A 15541-nucleotide genomic window follows, 5' to 3' on the forward strand; every position below is an offset into this window, starting at 1 on the left:
GTGAGCGCCGCTCAGGTCCTCGACGGCAAGCGCGCCGCGGCCGACATCAAGGCCGAGCTCGCCGAACGGGTCGCAGTGCTCCGCGAGCGCGGGATCGTGCCGGGCCTCGCGACCGTGCTCGTGGGCGAGGATCCCGGATCCCAGTGGTACGTCGCGGGTAAGCACCGCGACTGCGCCGAGGTCGGGATCTCGTCGATCAAGCGCGAGCTGCCCGAGTCCGTGACGCAGGAGGAGCTGGAGGCCGTCCTCGACGAGCTGAATGCGAACCCCGAGTGCACGGGCTACATCGTGCAGCTGCCGCTCCCGAAGCACATCGACACGGATCGCATCCTCGAGCGCATCGATCCCGACAAGGACGCCGACGGGCTGCACCCGACGAATCTCGGCCGCCTCGTGCTCAACGCGAACACCGAGATCACCTCGCCGCTGCCGTGCACGCCGCGCGGCGTGATCGAGCTCGTGGAGCGCAACGGCCTGTCGTGGGCGGGCAAGAACGTGGTCGTCGTCGGCCGCGGCGTGACCGTTGGCCGCCCGATCGGGCCGCTGCTCACGCGCCGCGAGTACAACGCGACCGTGACGCTCACCCACACGGGGACCGCGGATCTCGGCGCCGAGCTGCGCCGCGCCGACGTGATCGTCGCCGCGGCAGGCGTCGAGGGCATCGTGCGCGCTGAGGACGTGAAGCCGGGCGCGATCGTGCTCGACGTCGGCGTCTCGCGCAAGACCGATCCCGAGACGGGCAAGAGCCGCGTGGTCGGCGACGTCGATCCCGCGGTCGCCGAGGTCGCGGGCTGGGTGTCGCCGAACCCCGGCGGCGTCGGGCCGATGACGCGCGCGCTGCTCCTGAAGAACGTCGTAGAAATGGCCGAGCGGGCCTAGCCGCGCGCGCCGCCACATCACGCCGCCGAAAGCGGCCGCCCCGGTTCGGGCGGCCGCTTTCGTGCTCTCCTGGCCCGGTTTTCTGGGTCGGCTCAGGGAGATCGGCGATACTGGATCTCGTCCACACGACGAAACTCCCGTGTACCAACCGAAAGGCGAGCCAGCGCGTGCCCCTTCTGAATACCGTCCTGCACTCGACGATTGCCGTCCCGGCGCTTCTCGGTATCGACTGGCTCGATCCTGAAACACTGCTCAAGGCCGGCGGCTGGGCCGCCCTCATCCTGGCGTGCGCCTTCGTCTTCCTCGAGACCGGCGTGCTCGTGCTCGCGTTCCTGCCGGGCGACTCGCTGCTCTTCACAGTGGGGCTCTTCTCCGCGACCGGGATCATCGACATCCCGATCTGGATCACCTGCATCCTGCTCTTCATCTTCGCCTTCGCGGGCGACCAGATGGGCTTCATGATCGGCCGCAAACTCGGGCCCGCGATCTTCAAGAAGGAGAAGAGCAAGTTCTTCAACCCGGAGAACGTGGCCCGCACCCACGAGTTCTTCGAGAAGCACGGCCCCAAGGCGATCATCATCGCCCGCTTCCTTCCCGTCTTTCGCGCGTTCGTGCCCGCCGCGGCCGGCGTCGGCAACATGACCTACCGCCACTTCGTCGCCTACAACGCGATCGGCGCGCTCCTCTGGGGTGTCGGCGTCACGCTCCTCGGCTACTTCCTCGGGCAGATCCCGTTCGTGCGCCAGTACAGCGAGGTGTTCATCATCGTGCTCGTGCTGATCCCGGGCATCCCGATCCTCATCGAGGCGATCAGGGCGTTCAACTCCTGGCGTACGAAGCGGCGCGCGGCGAAGGCCGGCGAGCTCGGCTGACGCCGCGAGGCTCAGACGACGGTCACGAAGCGATTCAGTGCGTCGAGCAACACGTCGGCGAGTCCCGTCGACTCCTGCATCTCCTCGCGCGCGCTGAGCGCCTCGTCGGGGTGGTCCGTGATGATGCCGTCGATGTTGCGCCGCAGGAGCTCGCGCATGCCGGCGTCGTCGTTGACGGTCCAGGCCATGAAGCCGAGGCCGGCGCGCTCGGCCGAGGCCTGCATGCCCGAGGTCGCGCTCCACTCCTCGACGACGATGAAGTCGGCGGGGGTCTCCGGGGCCTCCGCCCCCGCGAAGGCCATCGTGTAGCCGACCGTGAGGTCGGGGCGCAGCTGCTTGAGCCTGGCGACGCTCTTCGGGTCGAGCGAGTGGTAGATGTTGCTCGTGAGCGCGTCGAGCTCCTCGAGCTCGGCGACGAGCCGCTCGACGTGATCGGGAGTATCTGCACCGCCGAGCTTGATTTCGATGAGGAGCGGGATCCCGAGCTCCTTCGCGCGCAGCACGTAGTCGGAGAACTTCGGGATCAGTCCCGTGTGGCCGGCCTGGTCGCGCACCTCGATCTTCGTGAGCTCGGCGAGGGTGAGGTCCTTGACGGCCTCGGGGCGATCCGCGAGACGGCTGAGGTTCGCGTCGTGCATCGCGATGAACTCGCCGTCCTTCGTCTGCATGACGTCCATCTCGACGAGGTCTGCGTTCGCGGCCGCAGCGGCCTCGAGGCCGCCGATCGTGTTCTCGACGCCGCCGTCTGAGAAGCCGCGGTGCGCGAGGACGAGCGTGTCGGGGAACTCGGAGAGCGACCGCATGGTCCCGATCGAGAGCGTGCCGAAACCGAGCGCGGTGACGAGCGCCGCGGAGAGGACGATGAGGGGCGCGCGGCGGCCCCGCTGGGGTGCCAGGGCCGGGGTTCCTGGCGCGACCACGAGCAGGCTCGTGCCCGGTCGCAGGTGCTCGGCGCGGTCGACCACGCGGCCGACGAGCGCGCCCGCGAGCGTCGCCGTCGTGAGGCCGCTCACGAAGATCCCGAGCACCTGGGCGACGCCGAGCGAGTACGCGGCGACGATGTGGGAGGCATCGGGGCTGATGGCGTCGCTGATCGCGGTCGGGCCGAGCGCGAGCAGGATGATGATCGAGCCCGCGAGTGAGCCGACGAAGAGGATCGCGAAGGTCGCGAGCGCGAGCGGGAGCCAGCCGCGCACGCCGCGGGTGAGGCGCAGGCTCTCGCGGCCGGGGCCGCGGGTGTCGGTGAGCGCGAACGCCGGGAAGGTGAGGGCGAGCCTGAGGTTCAGGATCCCGAGTGCGAGCAGGAAGGCGGTGAGCGCGATCGCGGATACCGGGCTCTTCAGCAGCTCGCCGGAGATGAACGACGGGATCGCGATGCCCTGGGTGAGCACCGAGGCGAAGCCGAAGCCGGTGAGCGGGAGCAGCAGGAACAGGTAGAGGAGCAGCGGAATGACCCGCGGATGCGCGAGGCGCCTCGCCGTGCTGCGGAGGCGCGCGAGCTGCTCGCGCCAGCCGGCCTCCGGCCAGCGCAGGAGGAAGACGAGCGCCGCGAACTGGAGCGCGAGCAGCCAGAACGCGATGAGCACGATGACCCCGAAGCCGAGCAGGGTGAGGGGGAGAGTCGCGGCGGAGGAGAAGTCGTCGAGGTCGAGGCCGTGCATGCCGCCGGCGCGGATCGCCTCGCGGAAGAGCCAGCCGATCAGGGGGATTGCGACCCCCACGATGACGAGCTGGGTCGCGAGCAAGAAGCCGGCGAGGCGCCAGCCGCCCGCGCGCACGCGTCGCACCCCGTCCCGGATCATCCCGCCGGTCTGCCGCCACACGCCGCCCATTTCACTCCTTCACTCGCCCAACTCCGCCCCGACCTTGCCGGTTCTGCCCTGCCTGTGCGGTGTATCGCCGATAAAACACGCAGGCAGGGCAGTACCGGCAAGATATGGGTTAGGGGCGGAGGCGGACCTTTGCGTACGGGTGGGTTTCGACGCGCGAGGTGATCTCGGTGACGAGCTCCTCCGCCGACTTCTGGGTGCGCGCCCGCTCGATGAAGCGGCGCGTCGTCGCCGCGGCCGCCCGCAGATTCATCGGCCGGCCCTCGATACCGAAGAGGGTCCTGGCCCAGTCCGGCAGGAGCGACAGGATCCCGTCCTGGATGTTCACCCCGATCCACACCTTGAACGGGTTCCCCTTGAGCACGGGCTTCCGCATGTTCGCGGAAAGCTCGGCGGCGGGGAGGGTGAGCGCCATCCAGTCCTTGTTGTCGTCGATGGTGTCGTCGAGCTCCTGCCGCGTGCTGGGCAGGAACGACTGGTCGGTGATGCCGACGATCCGCGCGGCCTCGTGCTGCTCGACCACGAAGCGGTCCTGCTCGGCGACCGTCAGGATCGGCCCGAACGCGTCGGCCGCGCGCAGCACGCCGTACACGATGCAGTTGTGCGTCCACGCGAGCCATTCCTCCGTGTCGGCCCGCAGCTCCTCGCCTGTTCGCGGGTCGGTCCACACGCTCGCCGCGTGCAGCCGCTGCACGGCGGCCCCGGCCGCATCGGCGTGCGCGCGGTCGCCGAAGATCGTGGTGTCGACGTAGCGCCCCGTCCGCTCGCCGCGCCCCTCCATGTCGGTCGCATACCCGCTCGTGCCGGCGAACACCCGCATCATCATGGGATTGAGCGACTGCAGCAGCAGTGCGGCGACGCCCCCGAGCTTCGATGACGGGTCCGAGAAGACCCGCCAGCTCACGCTGTCCGGGCCGAAGTAGCCCTCGTCCGCGCGGGCGGCGGCTCCGGATCCGGCTCCGGATCGGGATCCGTCCTTGCCGGCCCCGTGCGCCACCGGGCACGCTCCTGATCCTGAAGTATTCATGCGTCGCCTCTCTGCGCGCCGAAACCAGCGCTTCCACAATTTGCGCGTTGCCGCGCGACCCCCGCGGCCGGAATCCCCGGTGATCGAGGAGACCGCAAAGTGGATGTTATCCAAGTTTAGCGCAGGGCCACTCGGTTCCGCACCCCCGCAGGGAGTTCAGTTCCCAGACATCTTCCGCCCATTCCGGGTACCCTGGGAAACTGTGCTGAGCCAGCTGGAACATTTCTCGACGATCGCCCTCTATTCGGCCATGATCGTGTATGCGATCGCGTTCGTCTTTTACGCCGTGGACCTGGCGAATCGGAGCGGCGACGCCGCTCAGGCCGATGGCCGCGCGGACGCGAACGCGGCCGCGGGAGCCGCTCCTGCGGACGAACACGCCGCAGCGGCCACCTCCTCGCTCGAGGCCACGGCCACCGGATCGATCGCCGTCGGATCGACCGCGACGAAGGTTCGCCCGGCCCCCGCGGTACAGCCGCGCGCCGGCGCGAGCGCACCCGTCGACGGCCCGGGCAAGGCCGGCCGCTCGAAGGCGCTCCGCATCGGCTTCTCGCTCACGGCGCTCGGCTTCCTCCTGCACCTCGCGGCCACCGTGCTCCGCGGCATCGGCGCCGAGCGGGTTCCGTGGGCCAACATGTACGAGTTTGCGCTGACCGCGACGTGCGCGATCGTGCTCATCTTCCTGCTCGTCCAGTTCGTCGTTGACCTGCGCTTCCTCGGCACGCTCGTGACGGGCCTCACCGTCCTCTTCCTCGGCATCACCAAGGTCAACTACTACGTGGAGATCGTGCCGCTACAGCCGGCCCTCGACTCGTACTGGCTCGTGATCCACATCCTCGTCGCGGTCCTCGCCGTCGGATTCTTCACGCTGTCGTTCGGGCTTTCCCTGCTGCAGCTCCTGCAGAATCGACGCGAGAACCGCACAGCGGCGGGCGACTTCGCCGGCATGAACTACCTCACCGGACTGCCCACGGCGGTCCGTCTTGAGGACCTGGCCTACCGCCTCGCGATCATCGGCTTCGTGTTCTGGACCTTCACCCTGATCGCAGGATCGATCTGGGCCGAAGCGGCGTGGAGCCGCTACTGGGGCTGGGACACGAAGGAGGTCTGGACCTTCGTGATCTGGGTGCTCTACGCCGGCTTCATCCACGCCCGGGCGACGCGCGGCTGGCGCGGTACCCGCTCGGCCTGGCTGTCGATCGTTGCCTACGCCGCGGTGATCTTCAACTTCGCGATCGTCAACGTCTTCTTCAAGGGCCTGCACGCCTACTCGGGCCTGTAAGCCGGCGTTCGGATCCGGATCCGGAGTGGGCTCCAGGTCCGGATCCGGATCCCGCTACTGCAGCACCTCGACGATCTCGGCAGGCTCGATCAGGCGGCCGGTGATCCGAGGCTCGTCGAGCATGACGCCCTCGTCGTTGCTCACGAGCTCGCCCACGATCGTGGTGAGCTCGTACAGGTCGTCGCCCTCGAGGGCGAGCAGCCAGGCGTGATCGCCGAGCCCGAACGCCGCGAACTGGTGCACCGCGAGGTCTCCGTCGGCGAAGTCCTCGTCGAGTAGTTCGCCCTCGGTCCGACCGGGACCAGCGTCGGCGAGCTCGTCATCGAGGTCGCCGCTCCCGCGAGCATTGCCCGCGGACGATGCTCCCGCGAGCTGCGCTTCGCTGAACTCCGCCGCACCAAACTCCGCCGCACCAAACTCCGCCGCGCCAAATTCAGATGCGCCGTACTCCGACTCGTCGAGCTCGCTGTCCGGGAACTCGAGCAGGTCCTCGGCGCTTCCGGGCCACGCGGGGGACACCGTGAGCCACTGCAGGGGCGCGGAGCCGCCGAACGCCTCCGAGTCCTGCGCGAAGCCGGCGCCGCTCCACGTCTTGATGAGTGGTTGGAGGAGGGCGGTGCGGCGAAGCTCCCGCAGCGCCCACTGCAAATCCTCGACCGCCGCGCCCGAGAGCACCACCATGAGGTCGGCGTCGGTGCGGAGACCGCTTACGTCGTACCAGCCGCGCACCGCAACGCCCTCGTTCTCGACGAGGCCGACGACGTCCTCGAGCTCCTGCACGGCGCCGACGACCTCGCGGCCGTCGAGCACGAGGGGGTGCGAAGAACTCAGCCGGAACACGGCGAACATCGCCGCAGCGGGTTCGAGGGAGACCCCCTCCGTCGAATCGGCTTCCGCCGTCGTGTGGCCTGCGGTGTCGTCGACTCGGGTATCGCTCATGCCCTCATCGTCCCGCGGACCGCGCGCGAACGCAAGGGTGAGCGTGCGTCCGGCAGGAGAAATGTTGTGGTGCATTCGGTTGCCGAGGTGCTCAGGCATCCGGCCCTCCGCTCTGCGCGCTCGCGTGACGGCGGACGGCGGCCCACGCCGCGGTCCACGTCGGAATGCCCCCGGCGGTCCGTGCGCGGGATCGGGCCCCGCTCAGCACCGGGCGCTCACCGTTCGTGATCGTTTCGAATGAGATTGTCCTGGCGGTGAGCTCCGCGGGGAGGCTGAGCCCGCTCGTGAACACCGGGCGTCTCGTCGCGATGGCGTTCCAGACTTTGGCGGGGACGAGGGTCTCGCGCCGGGCGCCGACGCGGTACGGAAGGAGGATGGCGCTCCACCGGTCAATGATGGCGGGGAGCTCCGCGAGGGGCACCTGCGGGCGAACGCGCACCCCTGCGGCCCGCAACGCCGCTGCGGCATCGTCATCGACGCTTCCCACGACCTCGACCGGTCCGTGACGCGCGCTTTCGCAGAGCAGCTGGACGTCGACGATGTCGTGCTGCACCGTTCCAAAGTAGCCGACGGGGCCATCTGGGGGTGGAGCCGACCACGGATGCTCGACAAACTCTTCATCGGCAGCCGGGGGGAGGAGCAGTGAGCCGCGTCCGTGCGCCTGCCACTGCTCCTGCATCTCCGCAGAGTCCGTCATGAGCCGTGCCTCGCTGAGAAGCTGCCGTTCGACGTCCTCCCAATCACGGGGCGGATGCCAGCTCCGCGGCACGCTGGCCCAGTCGAGGACGCGGTCGTAGAGGTGCGCGGCGGGCCGCAGACGCCGCGCGAGCGAGAGCGCGGAGCGGGACGGGACGTACTGGATCACGAGCGGAGGCGCGTCTGTCGCGCCCGCGCGTGCGCGGATGCGGCCCGCGGTGTAGCCGGGCAGGGCGTCGAGCGGAGTCCAACGGAGCACTGCGACCCCGCTCGGCACGGCCTGGCGTGGTCTCGCGGGAGCGGCCCCCGGGTGCTGCCGGACGGGGGCGAGGCGTGCGAGGGCTCGTCGTGCCGCGCCGATTGCCTGGCGCCAGCTTCGAGGGTGTGGTTCGACGAAGACGACGCGCATCCCGGCCTCGGCCGCCGCTCGTGCGAGGGAGTGGTGCCGCTGCCAGGCAAAGTTCCACTTCACCGAGCTCAGCATGACGAGCAGGTTCGGCGAGGGCGAAGCCGGAGCGGGGCCGTGGGCGGCGTCATTCTGCCGCATGGGTGACACCTCCGATGGGCGGGCGACGTGATCCTGAATGTCTGGACTGAACGGCCAAATTGTACTTTTGGGGCGGACGGCACAGACTGGGTAATGCGTAGTCATTGGGTATGGCTACGCGCAGCAAGGGGGACTGCTAAGGATTCATTGAGTTGTTAGTAGGGGCTTGCCCGTGGAGTATCAGTTGTCGGTCGTCGACCAGTGGGTCGGCGAGGGACTCGACGCCCAATCAGCGCGGTTGAACTTCTCCGCAAGCAGGATCGGGGAGATCACGCAAGCGCTCTCGGGCGAGGGGAGCGCGGTTCTCCTCGTCGGCGAGGCGGGATCGAGCAAGCTGCGTCTCGCCCGCGAGGCTGTCGAGACGTTCGTGCGGGAGCACGCAGAGGAGATCGTCGTGGTCGGCCTGCACCGAGCCCATGCTGAGCCGCGCGCCGAAGGGGAGCGACAGCCACACGACCTCGTGCGGGACATCGAACGCCGGGCGGACGGCCGCGCGGTCATCGTGGTGGCGCCGTCGCTCAATGAGTATTCGGCGGCCGAGACGCGCGAACTGGAGCGGGTCGTGCGGAGCGGCGGCGCGCGCGTCATTGGGACGGCGCGCCGCCTCAGCGGGGCGGCCTCGTACTTGGCGAGCCACCCCCGGGTGCGCACGCTCGCGGTCCCGCCGCTCGCGCTCGACGAGGCCGAGCCCTACGTCGCGCGGGTGCTCGGCGCGGAGTCCATCGACCTCCGCACGATGGGCCGCTGGTTTCGTGCGACCGCTGGAAACGCGAAGTCGCTCTCGCTCCTCGCGACCGCGCTCGACCGCGCGGGCCGACTCGCACGCGATCGGGGCGTGGTGCACGAGCGTGGCGACGGGCGCTTCGTGCCCCCGGAGCTCGAGGCGTCCCTGCGTGAGACCTGCTCGCCGGAGGAGCTTCGCACCCTGGAGTTTCTCGCGAACTTCGAGCCGGTCACCGAGGCCGCCCTGCTGGCAGAGCTCGACGGCGGGGTCGTTGACTCCTTGCGGCACCGCGGCCTCGTGGTCGCAGCGACCGCTGAGGAGGGGGTGACCGGCCTCTCCGTGAGTGCGCCGCTCCTCCGGGAAGCGCTGCGCGCGCTGACGCCGACCGGGCGCGTAGTCGCAATGTCCCAGGCCGTGTTCGAGCGGCTCGTCCGCGAGCTTGGCGCGCGCGACGGCGTGGCGGACCGGCGACTCATCATGCGCGCCGTCAACGCGGGCCTCGACGCGGGCGCGCGGATCCCGATCGCCTGGCTCTGGGACGCCTTCGAACGCTCCGCCCGCCTCGAGGATCCGGCGGCTGACCTGCGCATCGCACTCGCCGTCGTCTCGCACCCCGACGCGTCAGCCGTGCAGTTTGCGCGGGCGACGATCCTCGCGGTGCGCGCCGCCTGGATCCTCGGCGACGCGCGAACGCTGGCGGGACTTGCCGAGTCGCAGCGTGAGGCGCTCCGCCGGCTCAGCGGCGAAGAGTCGAGCGCTCGGAACGCGAGCGGCGATCCCGGCGAGCGGCGGGCACTGCGGCTGCGTATCCAGCTGGACCTCGTCGAACACCTCCTGTGTACGGCGAGCGACCTCGAAGGGGCGTCGCGCCTCCTCGACGAAGCTGAGCGAGAGCACGAGGCGCACGAGGCGCAGGAGGCGCACGAGGAGCACGAGGAGCGTGAAGCGCATGAGGCGGCGCCTCCGCTCGGCGGGGCCGAAGCCGAGCGGGAGTCGATCCGGGCGGCGAGAATGCTCCTGCTGGCGCGTTCGGGGCAGCTGCGGGCGGCGGACGATGCGTGCCCGCCCCCCGGGATGCTCGAGGCGATCCCCGTCGAGTGGGAGCGCGCCCGCGCACGTGCCGTGTCCTCCCTGCTGCTCGCCCAGCAGGGCAGGTTCAGCTGCGCGCTCGAAGTGGCCGAGTCGGCAGGGGCGCTCGCCATGCTCGGAGGCAACCCGCATTCGGAGCACCGCGAACTACTGCTCTTCTGCGAGTTCTTTGCCTCGTGGGCGAGCGGGGCCGTCGAAAGCGCGCGGGCCACACTGCGGCGAAATCAGGAGGTGTCGCTCGGCAACGACCGCTCGGTGTGCCTTGTGGAGACCGCCGGGACCCTCCTCGCTCTGTCCGATGGATCGTGGCGACTCGCCGCGCAGCGGGCCGAGCGGCTGCTCACCGGCCTCGCCACGTTCGACCGGTTTGGGCTCAGCGGATTCGCCCAGGCCGCACACGCCCTCGCCCTCGCCGCCCTGGGAGAGGTGGAGCTCAGCCGCCGGGCGATGACGCGATCGCTGGCAAAGGGCTTCGGATTCTCGCGCGTGCTGGGCGGGAGCCTCCGGCTGCTGCTGCTCAGGGCGCGGCTCTGGAACGCCGCGGCGGACACGGGCACCGCCGCGCTCGCGCTCGCCGAATGGTCCCAGCGCCAGGGCCTTCCAGCGATCGAGTTGCAGGCGCTCCACATCGCCGTGACGGTTGGCGGCTCCGATGCGCGTCAGCTCGGCTCCCGTGTTTCCGCGCTCTCGAGGGCGATCAACTCTCCGCTTTCCGACGCGTTGGCGCAGCACAGCGAGGAGCTGTTCGCCGGGGCGGGAGGCGCGGACACCCCTGGCGCGCGCAACCTCGCCGAGCTGGGGCGCTGGCAGCCGCTTCCGCCCACGGACGTGCTGACGCCGCGGGAGCGGGAAATCGCGATGCTGGCCGCGCTGGGCTACTCGAGCAAGTGGATTGCGGCGAGGTTCTTCCTGTCGGTCCGCACCGTTGACACGCATCTGCGTCACATCTTCACGAAGCTGGGCGTCGCGGGTCGCGACGGGCTCAGGGACTGGTTCCGGGCGGGACACAGCGCCCGCAACGGGGGTTCCGAACCTCGCTCGCAGGGGCCGTAAGGAATACGCATTTCGCGCTGATCGGCAGAATCCCAAACGTAATCTGACCGCGACACCGCTCCCTCATGAGCCGGGGCGGTGCGGGACAGACGACGGTGAATCGGCGGGATTGGCAGGAGAGCATGTTGCTGCGTGCCCACGGGGCGAGCGAGGGGACACCCCGTGCAGACGCCGCCCCCGTCGAACTCGGGGCGTGCGCCTCTCCCGTGTCACCTCGCCCCCTGCCCGCGCTGGAACGCCGACGTCGATGGAGCCGCTCGCTGCGGGCCCGTCTCGCGGTGACCGACGGCCTCGGCGTGCTGGCTGCCGCGGGAGCCGGGATCCTGGTGCAATGGGCCGTCGCCGAGGTGCGGCCGCTGACGGGGCTCGTCGCCGGGGCGCTCGTGGGAGTCTGGTGGCTCTTCCTCGCGGGCCTCAGGAGCCGGGAGCTGGACTGTCTCGGATCGGGCACCGTCGAGTATCAGCGCGTCGCCAACGCGACAGCGCTCACCTTCGGCACGATCGCCTCCTTCCTCGTCCTGTTCGATCAGACCGCGGAGCGCGTGCTGGTGTTCACCGCGCTTCCCGTGGGAACGCTGACGTTGCTCGTCAGTCGCTGGGCCTGGCGCACCTGGCTGCACCGCAGGCAGGAGGAGGGGCGCTACGCCGCCAGGACGCTCGTGATCGGAGACGCTGAGAGCGTGCGCTACGCCGTGCACACGCTCGACGCGGGAGCCCCGGAGTTCCTGGTCGTCGGGGCGACCCTGTTCTCGGCCGGAGGCCACGGCAGCGGGGAGGAGCCGATCGACCACCTCGTCGTTGCGGGGCGCCGGATCCCGGTCGAGGGTGACATCGGCGAGATTCGGGACGTCGCGGTGCTCTTCGGGGCGGACACGATCGTGGTCGCGAGCCTCCCGGAGCGGCAGACCGACTTTCTGCGCCAGCTCAGCTGGCAGCTCGAGGGCTCGGCGGCGGACATCGTCGTCTCGAGCCGCCTGACCGACGCGGCGGGCCCCCGGATCTCCTATCGCCCCGTCGAGGGGCTCCCCATGCTCAGGATCCGGATCCCGAGCTACGAGGGCGGCAGGCACCTGCTCAAACGGGCCCTCGACATTGGGATCGCCATTCCGGCTCTCCTGCTGATCGGGGTGCTCTTTCCCCTGATTGCGCTCGCGATCCGCGTGGATTCCCGGGGTCCGGCGGTGTTTGCCCAGGCGCGGGTCGGGCGCGATGGACGCACCTTCACCATGTACAAGTTCCGCACCATGCACCGGGACGCCGAGCGGAGGCTCGACGAGGTTCGGGCGCAGAACGAGGCCGCCGGGGCGCTCTTCAAGATCCGCAACGACCCGCGGGTGACTCGCGTGGGACGGATCCTGCGCGCCTTCTCGGTCGACGAGCTGCCCCAGTTCTGGAACGTGCTCCGCGGGGACATGAGCGTCGTCGGGCCGAGGCCGCCCTTGCCGAGCGAGGTCGAGGTCTACGGAGGGGCCGTGCCGCGCCGACTGTACGTGAAGCCGGGCATTACCGGGCCGTGGCAGGTGGGTGGCCGCAGCGAGCTGGGGTGGGACGAGAGCGTGCGGCTCGACCTCAGCTACGTCGAGAACTGGTCGCTCATGAGCGACCTGCAGATCATCTGGCGGACGGCTCGGGCCGTGGTCAGCCGCGAGGGGGCGTACTGATGAAGCGGGAGATGAACGTGCGGGAGCCGCTCTCCGGCACGGTCGATGTCGTCGGGGTGCCGGTCGAGCCCTTCTGCGAGGCAAGCATCACGGACGCGGTCATGGAGTGGGTGGGCCGCCCGGGCGTCGACGTTGCGGTGGGCGTCAACGCGCACGTGTGCAACCTGGCGCGACGGGATGAGCGGCTGCGCGACTTCCTCGCCGCGAGCGCGTGCTACGCCGACGGCCAGTCCATCGTGTGGTCGGCGCGCCTGCTCGGCGGTCGCCACGAAGAGCGCCTCGCGACGACCGACATCGCCGAACCCCTGCTCGCCGCCGCCGCGGAACAGGGGATCCCCGTATTCTTCCTCGGATCCGACGTCGGCGTCGCCGAGGAGGCCGCGCGCAGGCTCCGGGCACGGATCCCGGAGCTGCGCGTGAAGACCCAGCACGGTTATTTCGGTGCGAGTGAGACGATCGAGGTGCTCGATGCCATCGCGGACCACGAGACCGGGATCCTGTTCGTCGGGTTTGGCGACCCCGCCCAGCAGCGGTGGATCGCCGAACACGCTGAGGATCTTCCCCCGGTGGTGCTGACCTGCGGAGGGCTCTTCGACTGGCTGAGCGGTGCGCAGCGCCGGGCGCCCGGCTGGATGATCGACGCCGGGCTGGAGTGGCTGTGGCGCCTGATCCGCGAGCCTCGCCGTCTCGCCGGCCGCTACGTGATCGGCAACGCGAAGTTCCTGTTCGCGCTCGCACGGCAGCTTGCGGGACGGGGCAGGCCATGACGGTCGCCGTTCCGCGCCGGAGCGCCGGCGCCGAGGAGCGCCTGGCCCGCAAGAGTCTCTTCAGCTTTGCCGGATCCGCCTGCAGCTCGATCGCGGGCTTCGTGTTCATCGTCGGGATCGCGCGCGCCCTGGGCGACCGCGATGCCGGCATCGTGCTGCAGGCGGTCGGGGCGTTCATGATCGCGCTCGGATTCTCTCGCTTCGGGATGGACTCCGCGGCCGTGTGGCTGCTTCCGCGGCTCGCGATCGATCAGCAGCGCAGCCTGCGACCCACGATTCTGATGCTGGTTGCCACGGCCGGGATCGCCGGGTGCGTCGCCTGGGCGGTCGTCGCTGGCGGAAACGGGCTCATCCCCGACGGAGAGGGCGGCCGGGAGTTGCAGGCGGCGATTCGTGCGGTGACGCCCTTCCTCCCGATCGCGGCCATGCTGCTGACCGTGCTCGCGGTCAGCCGCGCGCTCGGCCGGATCCGCGAGTACGTGCTGATCGGGAGCGTAGGGGTGCCGGTGGTCCGATTGCTGACGGTGGGGGCAGCCATTCTGTGGGGCGCGAGCCTGTCCAGCGTGCTCGTCGCCTGGGCGCTACCGTTCCTCCTCGGCCTGATCGTGATGCTCTTCGTTGCAGCCAGAGGGGTGCGCGGGCTCTTCGCGGCGGGCGCGTTTCGGCTCTCGGAGATGGTGCCCGTGCGGCAGGTCTGGGGCTTCGCCGTCCCCAGGGTGGTCTCCGCCGGCCTGGAACAGCTGCTGCTCTGGCTTTCCGTGCTGATCGTGGGCGCCGTGTCCGGCCCCTCGGCGGCCGGAGTGTACGGGGTCGCGAGCCGCCTGGTGGCGGCCGGACTGATCGTCGACACGACGATCAGGATCGTGTTCGCTCCGAACTTCAGTCGAATGCTGCACCGGGGTGAGCGCGCCGGCGTGCGCGAGCTGCATCAGCTCGCCACGAGCTGGCTGGTGCTGTTCAGTGCGCCGCTGTTTGTGCTCCTCGCCGTGTTCGCCCCGTTCGGGCTCGGACTCCTCGGCGACAGCTTTGCGGAGGGCGCCCCGGTACTCGGGATCATGGCGGTCGGCGCCATCATCACCTCGCTCGCGGGGAACGTGCAGACGATTCTCCTTACGGCGGGCCGCAGCGGGCTCGCAGCGGCCAACAAGGCGGTTGTCGTCGCGGTCAACGTCGCGCTTATCATCCTGTTCACGCCACGATTCGGCATCGCGGGCGCGGCGGTTGCCTGGACCATCGCCACCGCCCTCGATGCGGCGCTCGCCTGGGCCGAGGTGCGCTGGATCCTTCGGCTTCCCCTCGCTGCGGCGGCGGGGTTGCGCGGGCTTGCCGTGGCCTGCGGCGCGATTGCCCTGCCCGCGGTGCTCGCGCGATGGATCCTCGGCGCGACCGGGGTGGGGCTGCTCGTCGCCCTCCTCGTCGGCGGGGTGGCATTCGGTCTCTGCGGCTCGATCGCCGCGCCCTGGGCCTGACCTACCAGGGACCCGGCTTCTCGGTGCGGGAGATGGCCCGATGAGTCGCCGCAGCCGTCGCAGCCGTCGCAGCCGTCGCATCTCGTGGCCCGAGCCACGGAAGGTCAGCACGGCGATGCTCGTGGCGTGTTCCGCCGCAATCGCTGGCGCGATGCTCGGCGTCCTGCTCGCCGTCACCGTTCCGGTCGTGGCGACGGAGCTCCCCGCCACGACCGGTCCCCAAGCCCCCGTTCCCTCCGGTGACTCTGGTCCCCCCACCGATAGGCCAGACCCACCGGAGGGGGCGGGTTCCCTCACACCCGAGCGCACCGAGGCCCTCCTGGTGGAGGGCCTTGCTCCGAGCCTCGCAGCGGAAACGACCGAGGACGAGCTCGACGCCCTGCTCGCCAGGGTCGCGGTTGACGAGTACGCGCTCGAAATCGAAGCACTGTGGGGTGAGCTCGTGGTGAACGGCTGGAGCCTCTCCGGATCCCCGCGAGTGCTCGACGTGGACCCCATCACGGGCGACACGGCCGACGGCCGAGCTGAGGTGATCGCGTGCATCGACTCGAGCGACGTCGTGCTGCGCGACTCGGAGGGCGCCCCGATCGGCGCGCAGGACGACGAGCAGGCCGTCTCGCGTCACCGGCTGGTCCTCGCCCTCGGCGACGACGGGCAGTGGCGCATCGCACGGCACGATTTTCCGGAGGATGCCAGGTGCTGAACTC

12 protein-coding genes are annotated in these 15541 nt (G+C 70.2%); 8 read left to right on the top strand and 4 right to left on the bottom strand.

Going from position 1 to position 15541, the window contains the following annotated elements; all coding sequences use genetic code 11:
• Both ACOPJ3_RS03620 and ACOPJ3_RS03625 read left to right on the top strand, forming a co-directional pair.
• Positions 1-879, top strand: coding sequence for a bifunctional methylenetetrahydrofolate dehydrogenase/methenyltetrahydrofolate cyclohydrolase (locus tag ACOPJ3_RS03620; protein WP_427870470.1), 879 nt, complete (start codon positions 1-3; stop codon positions 877-879).
• Positions 880-1046: 167 nt separating this feature from the next.
• Entirely contained in the window at positions 1047-1751 is a 705-nt protein-coding gene (locus ACOPJ3_RS03625; protein WP_427870471.1) for a VTT domain-containing protein, read from the top strand.
• A gap of 11 nt (positions 1752-1762) precedes the next feature.
• Here the strand turns inward: ACOPJ3_RS03625 and ACOPJ3_RS03630 are convergent, their stop codons facing one another.
• Positions 1763-3583, bottom strand: coding sequence for a glycerophosphodiester phosphodiesterase family protein (locus tag ACOPJ3_RS03630; protein ID WP_427870472.1), 1821 nt, complete (start codon positions 3581-3583; stop codon positions 1763-1765).
• Positions 3584-3692: 109 nt separating this feature from the next.
• A complete protein-coding gene (locus tag ACOPJ3_RS03635) occupies positions 3693-4577 on the bottom strand; it encodes an oxygenase MpaB family protein (protein WP_427870473.1) in 885 nt (294 codons plus the stop codon).
• 232 nt (positions 4578-4809) lie between these two features.
• On the opposite strand from ACOPJ3_RS03635, the gene ccsB reads away from it, so the two are divergent.
• A complete protein-coding gene (ccsB, locus tag ACOPJ3_RS03640) occupies positions 4810-5889 on the top strand; it encodes a c-type cytochrome biogenesis protein CcsB (RefSeq protein ID WP_427870474.1) in 1080 nt (359 codons plus the stop codon).
• A gap of 54 nt (positions 5890-5943) precedes the next feature.
• Here the strand turns inward: ccsB and ACOPJ3_RS03645 are convergent, their stop codons facing one another.
• Both ACOPJ3_RS03645 and ACOPJ3_RS03650 read right to left on the bottom strand, forming a co-directional pair.
• Complete coding sequence (locus ACOPJ3_RS03645; RefSeq protein WP_427870475.1) at positions 5944-6828, bottom strand: chlorite dismutase family protein; 885 nt, start codon at positions 6826-6828, stop codon at positions 5944-5946.
• Between the two features lie 91 nt (positions 6829-6919).
• Entirely contained in the window at positions 6920-8071 is a 1152-nt protein-coding gene (locus tag ACOPJ3_RS03650) for a hypothetical protein (protein ID WP_427870476.1), read from the bottom strand.
• Positions 8072-8243: 172 nt separating this feature from the next.
• Here ACOPJ3_RS03650 and ACOPJ3_RS03655 point away from each other — a divergent pair, with 172 nt between their 5' ends.
• The 5 genes from ACOPJ3_RS03655 (at position 8244) to ACOPJ3_RS03675 (ending at position 15537) form a co-directional block, all read left to right on the top strand.
• A complete protein-coding gene (locus ACOPJ3_RS03655) occupies positions 8244-10937 on the top strand; it encodes a LuxR C-terminal-related transcriptional regulator (protein ID WP_427870477.1) in 2694 nt (897 codons plus the stop codon).
• A gap of 278 nt (positions 10938-11215) precedes the next feature.
• The gene (locus ACOPJ3_RS03660; protein ID WP_427870478.1) at positions 11216-12598 is read left to right on the top strand and encodes a sugar transferase; all 1383 of its coding nucleotides are present in this window, start codon (positions 11216-11218) and stop codon (positions 12596-12598) included.
• Positions 12598-13365, top strand: a complete 768-nt coding sequence (locus ACOPJ3_RS03665) for a WecB/TagA/CpsF family glycosyltransferase (RefSeq protein WP_427870479.1) — start codon at positions 12598-12600, stop codon at positions 13363-13365. Before ACOPJ3_RS03660 ends, ACOPJ3_RS03665 begins: the two co-directional genes overlap by 1 nt.
• A complete protein-coding gene (locus tag ACOPJ3_RS03670; RefSeq protein ID WP_427870480.1) occupies positions 13362-14834 on the top strand; it encodes a polysaccharide biosynthesis C-terminal domain-containing protein in 1473 nt (490 codons plus the stop codon). Before ACOPJ3_RS03665 ends, ACOPJ3_RS03670 begins: the two co-directional genes overlap by 4 nt.
• Positions 14835-14874: 40 nt before the next feature.
• Positions 14875-15537: a hypothetical protein gene (locus ACOPJ3_RS03675; protein WP_427870481.1), complete on the top strand. Its 663-nt coding sequence runs from the start codon at positions 14875-14877 to the stop codon at positions 15535-15537.
• The last annotated feature ends 4 nt before the right edge of the window (positions 15538-15541 follow it).

The sequence above is a fragment of the Leucobacter luti genome (genome assembly GCF_050310065.1).
Classification (GTDB): Bacteria; Actinomycetota; Actinomycetes; order Actinomycetales; family Microbacteriaceae; genus Leucobacter; species Leucobacter luti_B.